At 62.3% G+C, this 15,737-nt stretch carries 10 protein-coding genes; 6 read left to right on the top strand and 4 right to left on the bottom strand.

Features of this window, described 5'->3' with window-relative positions; genetic code table 11:
* Positions 1-80: 80 nt before the first annotated feature.
* The 3 genes from V6M90_RS24480 to V6M90_RS24470 all read left to right on the top strand — a co-directional run bounded on the left by V6M90_RS24480 (position 81) and on the right by V6M90_RS24470 (position 3,934).
* On the top strand, positions 81-1,400 hold the full coding sequence (locus V6M90_RS24480; RefSeq protein ID WP_003171558.1) for an OprD family porin: 1,320 nt from the start codon (positions 81-83) through the stop codon (positions 1,398-1,400).
* Between the two features lie 345 nt (positions 1,401-1,745).
* Complete coding sequence (locus V6M90_RS24475) at positions 1,746-2,420, top strand: heavy metal response regulator transcription factor (protein ID WP_003171555.1); 675 nt, start codon at positions 1,746-1,748, stop codon at positions 2,418-2,420.
* A complete protein-coding gene (locus tag V6M90_RS24470) occupies positions 2,417-3,934 on the top strand; it encodes a heavy metal sensor histidine kinase (protein WP_141064304.1) in 1,518 nt (505 codons plus the stop codon). The genes V6M90_RS24475 and V6M90_RS24470 overlap by 4 nt, the downstream gene beginning before the upstream one ends.
* Here the strand turns inward: V6M90_RS24470 and V6M90_RS24465 are convergent.
* Genes V6M90_RS24465 through V6M90_RS24455 form a run of 3 tightly spaced genes read right to left on the bottom strand, consistent with a single transcriptional unit; the run spans position 3,852 to position 9,357 of the window.
* The gene (locus V6M90_RS24465; RefSeq protein WP_332847268.1) at positions 3,852-6,995 is read right to left on the bottom strand and encodes a CusA/CzcA family heavy metal efflux RND transporter; all 3,144 of its coding nucleotides are present in this window, start codon (positions 6,993-6,995) and stop codon (positions 3,852-3,854) included. The two genes, V6M90_RS24470 and V6M90_RS24465, sit on opposite strands and share 83 nt — an antisense overlap.
* Positions 6,996-7,013: 18 nt before the next feature.
* A complete protein-coding gene (locus V6M90_RS24460) occupies positions 7,014-8,120 on the bottom strand; it encodes an efflux RND transporter periplasmic adaptor subunit (protein WP_332847267.1) in 1,107 nt (368 codons plus the stop codon).
* 16 nt (positions 8,121-8,136) lie between these two features.
* Entirely contained in the window at positions 8,137-9,357 is a 1,221-nt protein-coding gene (locus V6M90_RS24455) for a TolC family protein (RefSeq protein WP_332847266.1), read from the bottom strand.
* A 185-nt stretch (positions 9,358-9,542) separates the two neighbouring features.
* Between V6M90_RS24455 and V6M90_RS24450 the strand changes: the two genes are divergently transcribed.
* A complete protein-coding gene (locus V6M90_RS24450) occupies positions 9,543-10,913 on the top strand; it encodes a GntT/GntP/DsdX family permease (protein ID WP_042944133.1) in 1,371 nt (456 codons plus the stop codon).
* 6 nt (positions 10,914-10,919) lie between these two features.
* On the opposite strand, the gene V6M90_RS24445 is transcribed toward V6M90_RS24450, so the two are convergent.
* Positions 10,920-12,209: an MFS transporter gene (locus V6M90_RS24445; RefSeq protein WP_332847265.1), complete on the bottom strand. Its 1,290-nt coding sequence runs from the start codon at positions 12,207-12,209 to the stop codon at positions 10,920-10,922.
* Between the two features lie 186 nt (positions 12,210-12,395).
* Between V6M90_RS24445 and V6M90_RS24440 the strand changes: the two genes are divergently transcribed.
* Both V6M90_RS24440 and acpA read left to right on the top strand, forming a co-directional pair.
* Complete coding sequence (locus tag V6M90_RS24440) at positions 12,396-13,814, top strand: short-chain fatty acid transporter (protein WP_003171547.1); 1,419 nt, start codon at positions 12,396-12,398, stop codon at positions 13,812-13,814.
* Between the two features lie 138 nt (positions 13,815-13,952).
* On the top strand, positions 13,953-15,653 hold the full coding sequence (gene acpA / locus V6M90_RS24435) for an acid phosphatase (RefSeq protein ID WP_332847264.1): 1,701 nt from the start codon (positions 13,953-13,955) through the stop codon (positions 15,651-15,653).
* Positions 15,654-15,737: the final 84 nt, after the last annotated feature.

The raw sequence follows: 15,737 nt of genomic DNA, 5'->3' as shown, positions 1-15,737 counted from the left end.
CAACTATCAGTCCGGGCCAGATCAATAAGAACGCCCACCTCCATAGACGCTGATAACTGCCAACACTGAGGAGCGACCCCATGAGCATCCGTAGCCTGACCTTCCCTCTTTCATTGTGTGCGGCACTGCCGCTGTCCGCTGTGGCGGTGGAGCAGCGGCCTGAAGGTTTTGTCGAAGGCAGTCGCATGAATGTGCTGATGCGCAATTTTTATTTCAATCGCGATGACCGCAAGGGTCAGTCCAGCCCCACCGGCAATGGCTATTCAGAGGCCTGGGCGCAGGGCCTGATCGGCACCTTCGAATCCGGCTTTACCCAAGGCCGTGTGGGGTTTGGCCTGGATGCCTTTGCCATGGTCGGGTTGAAGCTGGATTCGGGCAGCGGCCGCAGCGGCGGCAAAGGCTCGTTCAGCGTGATGCCGGTGGACAGCGACAACCATCCCGAAAGCCGCTACAGCAAAGTCGGCGGCGCCGTAAAAATGCGCGTGCTGGACACGGTGATCAAGGCCGGTGACGTGTTCCCGACCACACCGGTGGTAGCCTACGGCGACTCGCGGGTATTGCCGGAGAGTTTTCGCGGGGTGACCGCGCAGAACACCAGCCTGGCCGGGCTGACCCTGCAGGGTGGGCGCCTGAGTGGCATGAGCCAGCCCAGCCAAAGCGGCATGAACAAAGGGTTCGTGACGTTTTATGCCGGCCCGGTGGATGCGCCCTGGTTCGGTTATGCCGGCGGCGATTACCAGCTCAACCAGCACCTGAGCGTCAGCCTGTACGGCAGCCGTCTGAAGGACGCCTGGAACCAGTACTATTTCGGCAGCGCCGCCACTTACCCGCTGAATGACGAGGTTTCGTTGTTCGGCGATTTCAACTACTACAACGTGTCGGACGACGGCAGGAAACTGCGTGGAGCGCTGAACAACAACATCTGGAGCGCAAGGCTCGGGGTGAAGCTTGGCGCCCACAGCCTGGCCGTGTCGCACCAGCGCAACAACGGCGATAACGACTTCGATTACCTGCGCCAGTCAGATTCGATCCTGCTCAATAACTCAATCCAGTACAGCGACTTCAACGCCCCCAAGGAACGCTCGTGGATGCTGCGCTACGATCTGGACATGCAAGCCTTCGGCATTCCCGGCCTGTCGTTCATGACCCGCTACGGCAAAGGCACCGGGGCCGACTACAGCAACGCGAATGCGGTGTATATGCGCCGCGATGCGGCCGGTAACCCGCTGGCCGATCAGCGTCGCTGGGAGCGAGATATCGAAGCCAAGTACGTGGTGCAAAGTGGCAACTTGAAAGATCTTTCGCTCAGGTTGCGCCAAGCCACCGTGCGTTCAAGTGCATTTGAGTCAGACCTGGAAGAAGTTCGCGTCATTATCGAATACCCATTGGCTGTGCTCTAAGTCGTGCGCTTACATTCATTTGCCAATGCGCTACATCTCTTCACAGGTTGAAGTCTTTCAGAACTGTAATATCCGCTTCACCTTCTTGTTAAGTTGCACTTTCTAGACTGCTCAATCTACACACTTCATCTCTGCGGCTTTTGTGTAGCTCCTTTGGAACAGAGATGAGCTTTATGCGCCCCGTTATCGGGGCGTTTTTTTGGGCGCTGGCCTGGCGACGAATCGTCGCACCTTTCCTACATGGCTTGACCCTAAAGCTACTTTAGGCTTCAGGGTTTTCCGACAGCATCGCCGGACGCATCTATGAGGCCATGCCCCTTTCGTTTGATTTGAAGGTAAATCCCCATGCGTATCCTTGTGGTTGAGGACGAGCAAAAAACTGCCGACTATGTGCAACAAGGCCTGTCCGAAAGCGGTTACGTCGTCGACTGTGCCCCCAGTGGCGTCGACGGTCTGCACCTGGCCAGGCAACACCGTTATGAACTGGTGATACTCGACGTGAACCTGCCCAACACCGACGGCTGGGAGGTGCTGGAGCAGTTGCGCCGAGACGGTGATCAGCGCGTGATGATGCTGACCGCACGCGGCCGTCTGGCCGACAAGATCAAGGGCCTGGACATGGGCGCCGATGATTACCTGGTCAAGCCCTTCGAATTCCCCGAGTTGCTCGCTCGCGTGCGCACCCTGCTGCGCCGCAGCGAACATATCCCGTTGCCGGAGGTGCTGCGCGTCGCGGACCTGGAACTGGACCCGCGCCGCCATCGCGCCTATCGCGGCAACCGGCGCATCGACCTGACCACCAAGGAATTCGCCCTGCTGCATGTGTTGATGCGCCAGACCGGCGAAGTGATGACGCGCACCCAGATCATTTCCCTGGTGTGGGACATGAACTTCGACTGCGACACCAACGTGGTGGAGGTCTCTATCAGCCGCCTGCGGGCCAAGGTCGATGACCAGAGCGAGGTCAAGTTGATCCACACCATTCGCGGCGTGGGGTATGTGTTGGAAGCGCGTCAATGAAGACCAGCAGCCTGTCGATGCGCCTGGGCTTGACGGTCAGCCTGATGGGCGCCGGGCTGGTGCTGCTGCTGGCCACCCTGGCGTACCTGGCCCTGACCCACGAGCTGGAGAATCTGGCGCGCAAGGGCCTGGAGAACAAACTGCAACAGTTGGAGCACAGCCTGCGCCAGGACCTCACGCCCCTCGACATCGCCGCCCGCCCCCATTCGCTGCTGGACCTGGTGATGGGCCACGACAATATTTACCTGACCATCACCGGCATCCAGCCCGACGCACCGGTGCTGCTCAGCGTCGGTGCCAAACCGCAGCAGCCGTTGTTGCGCGACGCCCCCGCCAGCACAACCCTGACTTACCTGAACTGGACGGACAGCAGCGGCAATCGCATCCTCAGCGCCACGCACCTGATGCCCTTGCGCGGCGGCGAGCCGGTGCGAGTGTTGCTGTCGCTGGACCGCTCCGACGATGACGCATTGCTGAGCGCCTACCTGCGCTCCACGATCATCGCCGTGCCGTTGCTGCTGATCCTGATCGGCATCGGCGCCTGGTGGCTGGTACAACGTGGCTTGGCGCCGTTGAAACAGTTCAGCCAGGTGGCGGCGCAAGTGACCACCCAAGACCTGACCCATCGCTTGTCCGTGGATAACCTGCCCAAGGAACTGGCCGAGCTGGCCCAGGGCTTCAACGTGATGCTCAAGCGCCTGGATGCGGGGGTGCAACAGCTGTCGCAGTTCTCCGATGACCTGGCCCACGAACTGCGTGCGCCACTGACCAACCTGATGGGCAAGGCCCAGGTGACCCTGTCTCGCGAACGTCCCTTGGAGCAATACAAGGCCGGGCTGGAATCCTGTACGGAGGAAATGGAGCGCTTGTCGCGCATCGTTTCCGACATGCTGTTTCTGGCCCAGGTCAGCCATCCGGCGGCGCGGGCCGGGTTCACTGCGGTGTCGCTGGGTGAAGAAGCACAGCGGGTAATGGCGCTGTTTGCCCTGAGTGCCGAGGACAAGCAGGTGACCCTCAATCTGCGCGGCGACGCCCGGGTGAAGGGTGATCGCCTGATGATCCAGCGTGCCATTTCCAACCTGCTGTCCAACGCGATTCGCCATACGCCCAGTGGCGCCAGTGTGTTGTTGCTGGTGGAAACCTACGACCAGAACGTCACGCTGTCGGTGGGCAACCCCGGCCGGGGCATTGAAGCGCAGCACCTGCCGCACCTGTTCGAACGGTTTTACCGCGCCGACAGCAGCCGCACCCGCGCCGAAGGCGGCACCGGGCTGGGGCTGGCCATCGTCCAGTCGATCATGCATTTGCATCAGGGGCACGCCGACGTCAACAGCCAGCCCGGACGTTTCACACGGTTCAACCTGGTGTTTCCCCGGAACCTGCAAACAGCGCCGGATCAGGGTGGGAGGAACGGCGCGGCGTTTTCAGAGGTCAGGCCGCCTCCTCTTCACGACGATGCACCCATTGATACAACGCCGGCAGCACCAGCAGGGTCAACAGCGTCGAGGAAATAATCCCGCCAATCACCACCGTCGCCAGCGGCCGCTGCACCTCGGCACCGGTGCCGGTGGCCAGGGCCATGGGGATAAAACCCAGGGACGCCACCAACGCAGTCATCAACACCGGGCGCAATCGGGTCAGCGCGCCTTCGTTGATCGCCATCGCCAGCGAGCGCCCTTCCTCGCGCAGGTTGCGGATGAATGCAATCATCACCAGGCCGTTGAGCACCGCCACGCCGGACAACGCAATAAAGCCCACCCCCGCCGAGATCGACAGCGGAATATCCCGCAGCCACAGGGCCATGATCCCACCGGTCAACGCGAACGGAATCCCGGTGAACACCAGCAGGCCGTCCTTGAGATTATTGAACATCATGAACAGCAACCCGAACACCAGCAGCAGCGCCACCGGCACCACGATGCGCAAACGTTCGCAGGCCTCCTTGAGCTGTTCGAACTGGCCGCCCCAGGTGGTCCAGTAGCCGGCCGGCACATTCACTTGGGCATTGATCGCCGCTTCGGCTTGCGCCACAAACGAGCCGATATCACGTCCGCGCACGTTGGCGCTGACGATCACCAGGCGCTTGCCGTTCTCACGGCTGATCTGGTTGGGGCCGAGCATCAGGTCCAGGCTGGCGACCTCGGACAAGGCAATAAAGCCCAACCGCCCGGACGTACTCCCGGCCAGCGCCGGCACCGGAATCAACAGCCGCGACAGCCCGTCGATATCGGTGCGCAGCGCGTCGGACAAACGCACGACCATATCGAAACGCCGGTCGCCTTCGTACAACGTACCGGCCCGCCGACCACCGACGGCCACGGCAATGGTGTCCTGCACATCGCCGACATTCAGGCCAAAGCGAGCCGCCTTGTCGCGGTCGATATTGATCGTCAGCACCGGCAGGCCGGAGGTCTGTTCCACCTTCACTTCGGAGGCGCCATTGAGCGTTTGCAGCGTCTCGGCAATTTCCCCGGCGGTGCTGTTGAGCACCGCCATATCATCACCAAACACCTTCACCGCTACATCGCTGCGCACCCCGGAAATCAGCTCGTTGAAGCGCAACTGGATCGGTTGCGAGAGCTCATACGCGCTGCCCGGCATGATCGCACTGGCGCGCTGGATATCGGCGATCAGCGCTTCGCGGGATTTGTTCGGATCAGGCCATTGGTCCTTGGGTTTGAGCATCACGTAGCTGTCGGAAATATTCGGCGGCATCGGATCGGAGGCGATCTCCGCGGTGCCCGTGCGTGCAAACACACGCTCGATTTCCGGCACTTGGGCCAGCAATATTTTTTCAAGCTGCTGCTGCATCTGCACCGATTGCGTAAGGCTGGTGCCAGGCACGCGCAGGGCTTGCTGGGCAAAGTCGCCTTCGCTGAGGCTGGGGATGAATTCACTGCCCATGCGGCTGGCCACCACGCCCGACGCGACGATAGTCAACATGGCCAGGCCGAAGACCAGCGGTCGGCGGGTCATCACCCAATCCAGCACCGGGGCGTACACGCGCCGCGCGCCACGCATCACCGCGTTTTCTTCCTCCTTGACCTTGCCGGTGACAAACAACGCAATGGCCGCGGGCACGAAGGTCACTGAGAGAATCATCGCCCCCAACAAGGCGATCACCACCGTGAACGCCATGGGGTGGAACATTTTTCCGGCCACCCCGGTGAGCGCAAAGATCGGCACGTAAACGACCATGATGATCAGTTGCCCGAAGATCAGCGCACGCCGCGCTTCCTTGGCGGCGGCGAACACTTCATGCAGGCGTTCGCTGCGGCTGAGCAGGCGGCCATGGCGTCGTTGCGCGTGGGCCAGGCGGCGGATCGCGTTCTCGACGATCACCACCGCACCGTCGACGATAATGCCGAAATCCAGTGCGCCGAGGCTCATCAGGTTGGCGCTGACCTTGTTGGTGAACATGCCGGTAAAGGTGAACAGCATCGCCAGGGGGATCACCATCGCAGTGATCAACGCCGCACGGATATTGCCCAGGAACAGAAACAGAATCGCCACCACCAGCAGCGCACCTTCGAAGAGGTTCTTCTTCACGGTGGCGATGGCTTTTTCCACCAGGTGGGTGCGGTCGTAAACGGTGACGGCCACCACACCTTCCGGCAGCGAACGGTTGATGGCTTCGAGTTTTTCCGCCACTGCCTGGGACACCGTGCGGCTGTTTTCGCCGATCAACATGAACACCGTGCCGAGTACCACCTCACGGCCGTTTTCGGTGGCGGCGCCGCTGCGCAGTTCACGACCGATCTCGACCTGCGCCACATTGCGCACACGGATCGGCGTGCCATCGGCAGAGGTGATGACAATATTGGCAATGTCGTCGATGGACGCCACCTGCCCCGGTGCGCGAATCAGCAGTTGCTCGCCGCTGCGCTCGATAAAGCCGGCGCCGACGTTGGCATTGTTGCGCTCCAGAGCCGTGACCAGATCGGTCAACGTCAGGTTGTAGGCCGCCAGGCGCTTGGGGTCGGGGGCGATCTGGTATTCCTTGGCGAAGCCGCCAATCGTATTGATCTCGGCCACGCCCGGCACGTTGCGCAGTTGCGGCTTGATGATCCAGTCCTGGATCACCCGCAGATCCGTCGCCGTATAGGCCGTGCCGTCCTCCTTGCGCGCGCCGTCCGTGGCTTCCACGGTCCACAGGAAAATTTCCCCGAGGCCGGTGGAGATCGGTCCCATGGCCGTTTCGATGCCGGTGGGCAATTGTTCTCGGGCCACTTGCAGGCGTTCGTTGACCAGTTGGCGGGCGAAGAACAGGTCGGTGCCGTCTTTGAATACCACCGTGACCTGGGAAAGACCCGAGCGTGACAGCGAACGCGTCTGTTGCAGGCCCGGCAAACCGGCCATCGCGGTCTCGATGGGAAAGGTGATGCGCTGCTCGGTTTCCAGCGGCGAAAAACCGGGCGCCGCCGAATTGATCTGTACCTGCACATTGGTGATGTCAGGCACCGCGTCGATGGGCAATTTCTGATAGCTGGCGATGCCGACACCGGCCATCAACAGCACCGCCAGCAGCACGACGATGCGTTGCTCGATGGCGAATTGGATAAGGCGCTCAAACATGAGAACTCACTCGCAGGATCAATGGGCGTGCTCGGCCGAGCCTTTGCCCAACTCGGACTTGAGGATGAAGCTGCCAACCGTCGCCACCTGCTCGCCGGCGTCCAGGCCCTGGCGCACTTCGACATAGCCGTTTTCACTGACGCCCAGTTCAAGATGACGGGTGATAAAACCCGCTGGGGTGCGCACGAACACCGAGGGTTTGTCCTCGACAGTCTGGATAGCGGCCTGCGGCACGGTGACCTTCGCTTGCGTGGTGTCGGTAGCCAATTGCACGCTGACAAACAGCCCTGGACGCCAGACAGCGTGCGGGTTGGGCACGCTGACGCGCACGGTGGCGGTGCGCGCCTGCTCGCCGAGCAAACTGCCGACATAGGCCACAGTGCCGCGTACCTCGGTGCCCATTTCCGTGGAGCTGACAGTCACCGGTTTGCCGACGCGAACCTGGTTCAGGTCCTTGGGAAACACGCCGAACGTGACCCACACCTGGGACAGATCCGAGAGGGTCAAGGCATTGCTGGTTTCACTCACCACTTCGCCGACGCCCAGGTGTTTTTCCACCACCACACCGGCGAAGGGCGCACGCAGCTCATAGCGATTTCCGCCCACCCGCACGCGGCTGCCGCTGAGGGCGGCGATCTTTTGGCGGGCATTGTTCAGGGCGATTTCGGCTTCTTGCAGGGCCTGGCGCGCCAGCAGGTAATCCTGCTCGGCGGAAATTCCGTCCTGCCACAACTGACGCTCGCGCTGGAAGGTGGTACGCGCCAGTTCAAGCCGCCGCTCGCTGGCGACCAGTTCACTGCGCTGATCGGAAATCTGCTGGCTGGCGATCACTGCCAACAGCTGACCTTTTTCCACTGATTGACCGAGGTTGACCGTCACCGCCTCCACGACACCGGCCGCACGCGGCACGATATGCGAGGTGCGGTCCTCGTCGAAACGCACCTCGCCCGGCAGTGTCAGCAGCGTATTGATCGGCCGCGGTCGGGCCTGATCCAGTTGTATGCCGGCGGCCTCGATTTGCTGCGCGGTGAGTTCGATTGCGCGCTCGTCTTCGTCGGCGTGTGCAACGCTCGAAAGCAGCAGGCCCAGGACGACGGCAACCATCACGCCGTGTTTGTTGTGCATGTAGATCTCCCGAAAATCAAAAAAGGGTGAGGTCGCCGTAAATTCGTTCGAGGCGCAACCAGGCGTCAGTGGCCTGGGCGGTGGCGGCCAGGTATTGGGTGCGCGCGGCGATCAGCGTGCGTTGGGCGTCGAGCACATCGAGGAAGTTGAACTTGCCCATCTCGAAGCCACGGCTGGCGGCGTCCACCGCGCGTTGAGCGGCGGGAAGGATCTGCTGGTTGAAGGCGCGCACTTCGCTCTCGGCGGTTTGCCACAGGTCCAGGGCCTGGCGGGTTTCGGTGCGCAGACGCAGTTCGGTGGCGTTGCGCAGGTCACGGGCCTGGTCCGCACGGCGCGTGGCAGCAAGCACATTGCCCTGGTTGCGGTTGAACAGCGGGATCGGCAGGGATACGCCGACCAGGTTCACCCGCTCGCGCACGCTGGCGTCGTATTGGCTGCCGATGGACACGTCTACATCAGGAATACGTTGGGCTTTTTCCAGGCCCACATTGGCTTCGCTTTGCATGATCTGCAGCTCGGCCAGGCGCAGTTCAGCGGTTTGTTCAAGGCGCGCGAGCAATTGCGCCGCGGACGGCAACGCCGGTGTGGATTGGCTTGGCGGGGCAACGGACTCGAAGTCGGTGGCGGCGTTACCGGTGCTGGCCGCCACGCGCCGATAAGCGTCGGTGAGGTCGATGCGCGCGCGGTTGACTTCCAGGCGAATTTCCGCCACCTGCACCTGCGCGCGGGTGGCTTCCACCGGGGATGACTTGCCGGCGGCGACGCGGCTGTCAGCGACCACCAGGCCGCGTTCGGCCAGGGCCAGGGAGCGTTGTGCGAGGTCGAGGCGCTCCTGGGCGCGAAGGGCGAGGTAATAGCTGTCGATCACATCGGCGCGCAACGTGTTGCGACGCTGTTGCAGGGTCAATCCTGCGGCGTCCTGGGCGCGAGAGGCCACGTCGATGCGCGCGCCGCGTTTGCCGCCCAGTTCCAGGGTCTGGCTGAGGGTGACGGTGGTGGTGCGGCTGTTGCGCCGGGTGTCTTCGGCCTGCCAGGAGGCGACCGGGTTGGGGATCAGCCCGGCCTGTTGGCGATCACCGGCGGCGATGTCGATTTCCCATTGCGCGGCGGCCAGGTCCGGGTTGTTGGCGAAAGCGGTTTGCAGGGCGGCATCGAGCGTCAGGGGTTGCGCCTGGGCAGCGCCGATGACCGCCCACAGCAGCGTCGCCCCTATGAGTTTTTTAACGAAAATTGCCATAACGAGAGTTCCACGACCATAAAGTCCAAGCCCGGAAAAGGTAGCGGTCGCGACTTATCAGGGCGGTGGAGCAACGATTACAAAGTCGACAGCAAGGGCTCTGTGTCAGGCGTTATCAGGTATGCTTTTCAACCAAGAAACATAAAGAAACAATTTCCCTAACCTGTTCGATGAGGAGTCCCATCTTGGAGTTATCGACTGTTGCGTGGATGGTTCACGACACCCGCTTGATGTTCTGCGTACTGTTGGCCATCGCCAGCATCATCGTGCTGATCAGTGCGACCAAGTTGCCGCCGTTCCTGTCGATCCTGATCGGCACCTTTATCGCCGGTGTCGGCGCCGGGCTGCCGCCGGAGGAAGTGGCCAAGGCCTTCAGCAAAGGCGCCGGGGCGATCCTGGGTGAAGCCGGGATCATCATCGCCCTGGGCGCGATGCTCGGCGCGCTGATGGCCGAGTCTGGCGCAGCCGACCGCATCGCCACGACCCTGCTGGGGTTGGGCAAGGGCAAGTCATTACCGTGGGTGATGGCGCTGGTGGCGATGGTGATCGGTTTGCCGCTGTTTTTTGAAGTGGGCCTGGTGATGATGGTGCCGATCATCTTCGTGATGGCCAAACGTTCGAACCAGCCGTTGCTGAAAATCGCCATTCCGGCCTTGGCGGGCATGACCACCCTGCACGCCTTGATGCCGCCGCATCCGGGGCCGCTGATCGCGGTGGGCGCATTGCACGCCGACCTGGGCCTGACCATGTTGCTGGGCTTTTGCCTGGCGGTACCGGCGGTGATACTTGCCGGCCCGATCTATGGCAATTGGCTGTCCAAGCGCCTGCTAGTGGATGAACCGGCGGACATTGGCGCACTGTTCAGCGCCCCGCCCAAGGCCCCGCGCCAGCCAAGTTTTGGCGTGTCGTTGCTGATCATTCTGTTGCCGGTGATCTTGATGCTGGGCAGCACCTTGGCCAAAGTCGCGCTGCCGGCGGAAAATCCCGTCGGCCTGACCCTGAAGTTCCTCGGCGAACCGCTGATCGCCCTCGGCCTGGCGGTAATCGCCGCCGTGATCTGCCTGGGCTGGGCCGCCGGCATGCCGCGCACCGACGTCGGCAACACCCTGCGCAAGGCCCTCGCGCCCATCGCCGTGCTGCTGCTGACCATCGGCGCCGGCGGCGGCCTCAAGCAAACCCTGCTTGACGCCGGCGTGAGCCAGACCATCAGCAAAGTCGCCGAAGGCGCACACATGCCGTACCTGCTGCTGGCCTGGCTGATCGCCGTTGCACTGCGCCAGGCCACCGGCTCGGCGACCGTCGCGACCACCACCACGGCCGGTATCCTCGCACCGATGATGGCCGGGTTGGCGGCCACCCAAAGCTCACTGGTGGCGCTGGCAATTGGCGCAGGCTCGGTGTTCTTCTGCCACGTCAACGACGCCGGGTTCTGGATGGTGCGCGAGTACTTTGGCTTGCAGTTGAAACAGACGATCTGGGTGTGGTCGGTGTTGCAGACGATTGTGTCGGTGGTCGGGTTGGTGGGGACGTTGGTGCTTTGGCATTTTCTGACTTGACTACCCCTAGGCAGCCAACGCGTGGCGCTTGCCAAACAGCGCCACACTCCCCACCCCCACCGCCCCCATCACCACGCAATACCCCACGCAAATCCACGGGCTGGTGGGCATCAGCGCGATCAGCATCAGCGGCGTGGTGCTCGCCCACAGCGCATAGGCAATGTTGTAGGTGAAGGAGATCCCCGACACCCTTACCTGCACCGGAAACAGCCCGACCATCACCGACGGCACCGCGCCCACCACGCCGCAACTCAAGCCCGCCACGGCATAGGCCGCGCCCAACCAGACGCCGCCGCTGATCAGGCTGGCGTACAGGATAAACACCCCCACCGGCAGCAACAGGCTGTAGACCAGTACCGCGCGCCAGGCACCGATGCGGTCCACCAGCAGGCCGGCGAGCACGCAGCCGATGTTCAGGAACACGATGCCCAAGGCGCTCAAGGCGAAGGTGTAGCTGGGGCTCATGCCGAAGGTTTTTTGCATCATGGTCGGGGTGATGACGACGAGGACCACCACGGCAGAGGTGAGCACGCAGGTGAGAATCATCGCCGGCAACAACACCGCGCGGTGGTCGCGCAGTACGGTGCGCAGCGGCAGCTCAGCGGCTGCCTGGCGGCGCGCCTGCATTTCGAGGAACACCGGGGTTTCGCTGAGCCAGCGGCGCAGCCACACGCCGATCACGCCGAACACACCGCCGAGCAGGAAGGGAAAACGCCAGGCGTAGTCGAGGATTTCGGCGGGGGTGAAGATTTGCGCCAGGCATGTTGCCGTCAGTGCGCCGAGCAGGTAGCCAAATGTCAGGCCGGCTTGCAGGAACCCCAAGGCATAACCCCGATGATGGCGTGGTGCGTGCTCGGCCACGAAGGTCCAAGCGCTGGGCACTTCGCCACCCACCGCAGCGCCTTGCAGCACGCGCAGTACCAGCAGGATCAACGGTGCGAAATAACCGATTTGCGCGTAGGTCGGCATGATCCCGATCAGCAGGCAGGGCAACGCCATCATCAGGATGCTGAGGCTGAACACGCGCTTGCGTCCCAAGTGATCGGCAAAGTGCGCCATCAGGATGCCGCCCAACGGGCGCGCCAGGTAGCCGGTGACGAAGATGCCGAAGCTTTGCAGCAGGCGCAGCCACTCGGGCATTTCGGGCGGGAAGAACAGTTGGCTGAGGGTCAGCGCGAAAAACACGAAAATAATGAAGTCGTAGATTTCCAGGGCCCCGCCCAGGGCGGCCAGGCCCAGGGTTTTGTAGTCGGAGCGAGAGAAACGCTGCGCCTGCGGGGAAAAGGTGGCAGTCATGGCAAGGCTCGGCAGACAAACAAAAATGGCGTGCAGGTTATGAGCTGAGCCGGGTGATGGCAATCGCGGCAGATATATTTGTTTTCCTCATGGATCGATGAAGATAACTGCATTCCCATATCAATTGACGTGGAGGAACATGCGCGAAAACTGCCGCCATCCTAATAATTACAAGAGGTATGTCTCGTGGCCGACGCTATCGAAGAAAGCCGCTATGCCCGTTTTGCCCTGCGCTGCTCCAATTTCGCCGAGCGCTGGTTCCCTGACTCCTGGGTATTCGCCGCGCTTGCGGTGATCATCGTCGCCGTGGCGACCCTGGGCATGGGCGCCGCACCGACCGACGCCGCCAAGGCGTTTGGCGATGGGTTCTGGAGCCTGATCCCGTTCACCATGCAGATGGCCTTTGTGGTGATCGGTGGATACGTGGTCGCCAGCTCGCCGCCGGCAGTGAAGTTGATTGACCGCCTGGCGCGCATCCCGAAAAACGGCCGCTCCGCCGTGGCATGGGTGGCGTTGATTTCCATGGTCGCCTCACTGCTCAACTGGGGCCTGTCCCTGGTGTTCGGCGGCTTGCTGGTACGCGCGCTGGCCCGCCGTACCGATTTGCGCATGGACTACCGCGCGGCCGGTGCCGCGGCTTATCTGGGCCTCGGTGCCGTGTGGGCGCTGGGCTTGTCGTCGTCGGCCGCGCAGTTGCAGGCCAACCCGGGCAGTTTGCCGCCGTCGATCTTGTCGATCACGGGGATGATCCCCTTCACCGAGACCATCTTCCTGTGGCAATCCGGCGTACTGCTGCTGGCGTTGATCGTGGTGTCGCTGATCATCGCCTATGCCACCGCGCCCGGCCCGAACAGCGCACGAGACGCCAAGGCTTGCGGTGTCGACCCGGCCTTCAACCTGCCCAAGCCACAAGCGCCGAGCCGCCCCGGCGAATGGCTGGAACACAGCCCGCTGCTGACGATTTTGCTGGCGCTGCTGGCGGCCGGTTGGCTGTTCCATGAGTTCTCGACCAAGCCGGCAATCAGCGCGATTTCGGGGCTCAATACCTATAATTTCCTGTTCATCATGGTCGGCGCACTGCTGCACTGGCGCCCGCGCAGCTTCCTCGATGCCGTGGCCCGTGCGGTGCCGACCACCACCGGTGTGCTGATCCAGTTCCCACTGTACGGCTCGATCGCCGCACTGATGACCGTGGTCAAGGGCGGCGACGGCCAGACCCTGGCGCACCATATCTCGACCTTCTTCACCTCCATCGCATCACACGATACCTACGCGCTGCTGATGGGCGTGTACTCGGCGGTGCTGGGCTTCTTTATCCCGTCGGGCGGCGGCAAGTGGATCATCGAAGCGCCATACGTGATGCAAGTGGCCAATGACCTGCAATACCACCTGGGCTGGTCGGTACAGATCTACAACGCCGCCGAAGCGCTGCCGAATTTGATCAACCCTTTCTATATGCTGCCGCTGCTGGGCGTGCTGGGGCTGAAAGCGCGGGACTTGATCGGATTTTCGTTTGTGCAGTTGCTGGTGCACACGCCGTTGGTGCTGTTTTTGTTGTGGGCGCTGGGGACGACGTTGAAGTATTTGCCGCCGGTGATGCCTTAGAAGCAGCGAAAAGCTTCAAGTTGTCAGCTTCAAGCTTGCCGCTTGAAGCTTGGGACTTGAGGCTGCCTTAATTCCGTCACATTGCATTGCTACCGTCCTGCGAAATATCTTGCAACAACTCGCCAAGGACTCTCCGCAATGAGTGATGAGCACGAAGACCGCCCTTCCTCCGATTCCGCCATCCAACCGGCGGTAGACACCAGCCGTCGACGCTTCCTCGCAGGCGCGGCGGTGCTGGGGGTTGGCGCGACCTTGAGTGCCTGCGGCAATACCAGCGAAACACCGGGCAAACCGGTGACGCGGCCGCTGACCCCACAAGAATTGGACAAAGCCCTGCGCGACCAGGTGAAAACCGTGGTGGTGATCTATGCCGAGAACCGCAGTTTCAATAATTTATTTGCTGACTTCCCAGGCGTTGAGAAACCACTGTCGGCCCTTAAGGCCAACGATTACCAGCAACGCGACCGCGATGGCAGCGTCTTGTCCACCCTGCCCCCGTCCTGGGGCGGCGTACTGCAGGTCGGCCCGCAAACGGTGGACGGGGTCACGTACCCCAGCGAAGTGCAATTTCAGGACAACCTGCCCAACGCGCCCTATGCCCTCAAAGGCCCGAATGGTGAAGACCTGCCCTTGAGCCTGGTCACCCGCGACCTATGGCACGTGTTTTACCAGAACCAGATGCAGATCAACGGCGGCAAGAACGACGGTTTTGTCGCCTGGGCCGATTCCGGCGGCCTGGTGATGGGCCATTACGCCCAGAGCCGTTACGCCCTGCGCCTGTGGGACGTGGCCAAGGAATTTGTGCTCTGCGATAACTTCTTCCAGGGTGCGTTCGGCGGCTCGTTCCTGAACCATCAATACCTGATCAGCGCCACCGCACCGGTCTACCCGAATGCCGCGCAATCGGTGGCCAAGGCGCAGATCGCCACGCTGCAAAGCGACGACCCGACCGACACGCGCCTCAAGCCTCTGGAAAAATCCCCGGCCAGCGCCATGGCCGGCCCGCCGCAGTTCGGCCCCAGCGCGTTGACCCCGGACGGTTACGCCGTGAATACCCTGGCCCCGCCGTACTGGCCGACCTGGATTCGCGACCCGGAAAAACCGGACTACGCCAAGGCCGACCTGCCCAACGTGCTGGTGCCGCAAACCCACGAGCACATCGGCGACAAGCTGTCGAAAAAGAACGTGGACTGGGCCTGGTACGCGGGCGCCTGGCAGGCGACGCTGGATCAATTCAAGGACTCGGGCGGCATCCCGAAAATCCCGAATTTCCAGTACCACCATCAGCCGTTCAACTATTTCAAGCAACAGGGGCCCGAGAACCGCGCCGAGCGTAACAAGCGCCTGCGCGACGCCGGCCTGGGCGATGAGTCCAGCACCAACAAATTCTTTGCCGACGCACAGGCGGGCAAGCTGCCGGCCGTGACCTTCTACAAACCCCAGGGCAACCTGAACATGCACGCCGGTTACGCCGACGTGGCCTCGGGCGACCGCCATATCGCGCGCGCCTTGAAAGTGCTGCAGGAAAGCCCACAGTGGAAAAACATGGTGGTGGTGGTGACGGTCGATGAAAACGGCGGCTGGTGGGACCACGTGGCGCCGCCCAAAGGCGACCGCTGGGGCCCAGGCACACGGGTTCCGGCGCTGGTGGTGTCGCCGTTCGCGCGAAAAGGCACGGTGGACCATACGGTGTACGACACTGCGTCGATCCTGCGTTTGATCACCCGGGTATTCGGACTGGAGACCCTGGATGGCCTCAAGCAGCGCGATGATGCCATGACTGCACGCGGACAGAAGCCCATGGGCGATTTGACTAATGCGCTGCTGTTTAACCTATAGGACGCTTATCCAATAGCGACATGCCCGGCGATTTAGCACGCGGTTTTCCTGGTCAACCGCTACTGTGTGGGAGTGGGCCTTCAA

Origin of the sequence: Pseudomonas lactucae (genome assembly GCF_036688725.1) — a bacterium.
GTDB lineage: Bacteria > Pseudomonadota > Gammaproteobacteria > Pseudomonadales > Pseudomonadaceae > Aquipseudomonas > Aquipseudomonas lactucae.
Note: the sequence above shows the minus strand (reverse complement) of the source record. Positions and strands in the feature narration are given on the sequence as shown.

Bases quoted from the DNA above. Each gene is read 5' to 3' on its own strand.
- V6M90_RS24480 (WP_003171558.1), top strand. From the start codon at position 81: ATGAGCATCCGTAGCCTGACCTTCCCTCTTTCATTGTGTGCGGCACTG.
- V6M90_RS24475 (WP_003171555.1), top strand. From the start codon at position 1,746: ATGCGTATCCTTGTGGTTGAGGACGAGCAAAAAACTGCCGACTATGTG.
- V6M90_RS24470 (WP_141064304.1), top strand. From the start codon at position 2,417: ATGAAGACCAGCAGCCTGTCGATGCGCCTGGGCTTGACGGTCAGCCTG.
- V6M90_RS24465 (WP_332847268.1), bottom strand. From the start codon at position 6,995: ATGTTTGAGCGCCTTATCCAATTCGCCATCGAGCAACGCATCGTCGTG.
- V6M90_RS24460 (WP_332847267.1), bottom strand. From the start codon at position 8,120: ATGCACAACAAACACGGCGTGATGGTTGCCGTCGTCCTGGGCCTGCTG.
- V6M90_RS24455 (WP_332847266.1), bottom strand. From the start codon at position 9,357: ATGGCAATTTTCGTTAAAAAACTCATAGGGGCGACGCTGCTGTGGGCG.
- V6M90_RS24445 (WP_332847265.1), bottom strand. From the start codon at position 12,209: ATGACTGCCACCTTTTCCCCGCAGGCGCAGCGTTTCTCTCGCTCCGAC.
- acpA (WP_332847264.1), top strand. From the start codon at position 13,953: ATGAGTGATGAGCACGAAGACCGCCCTTCCTCCGATTCCGCCATCCAA.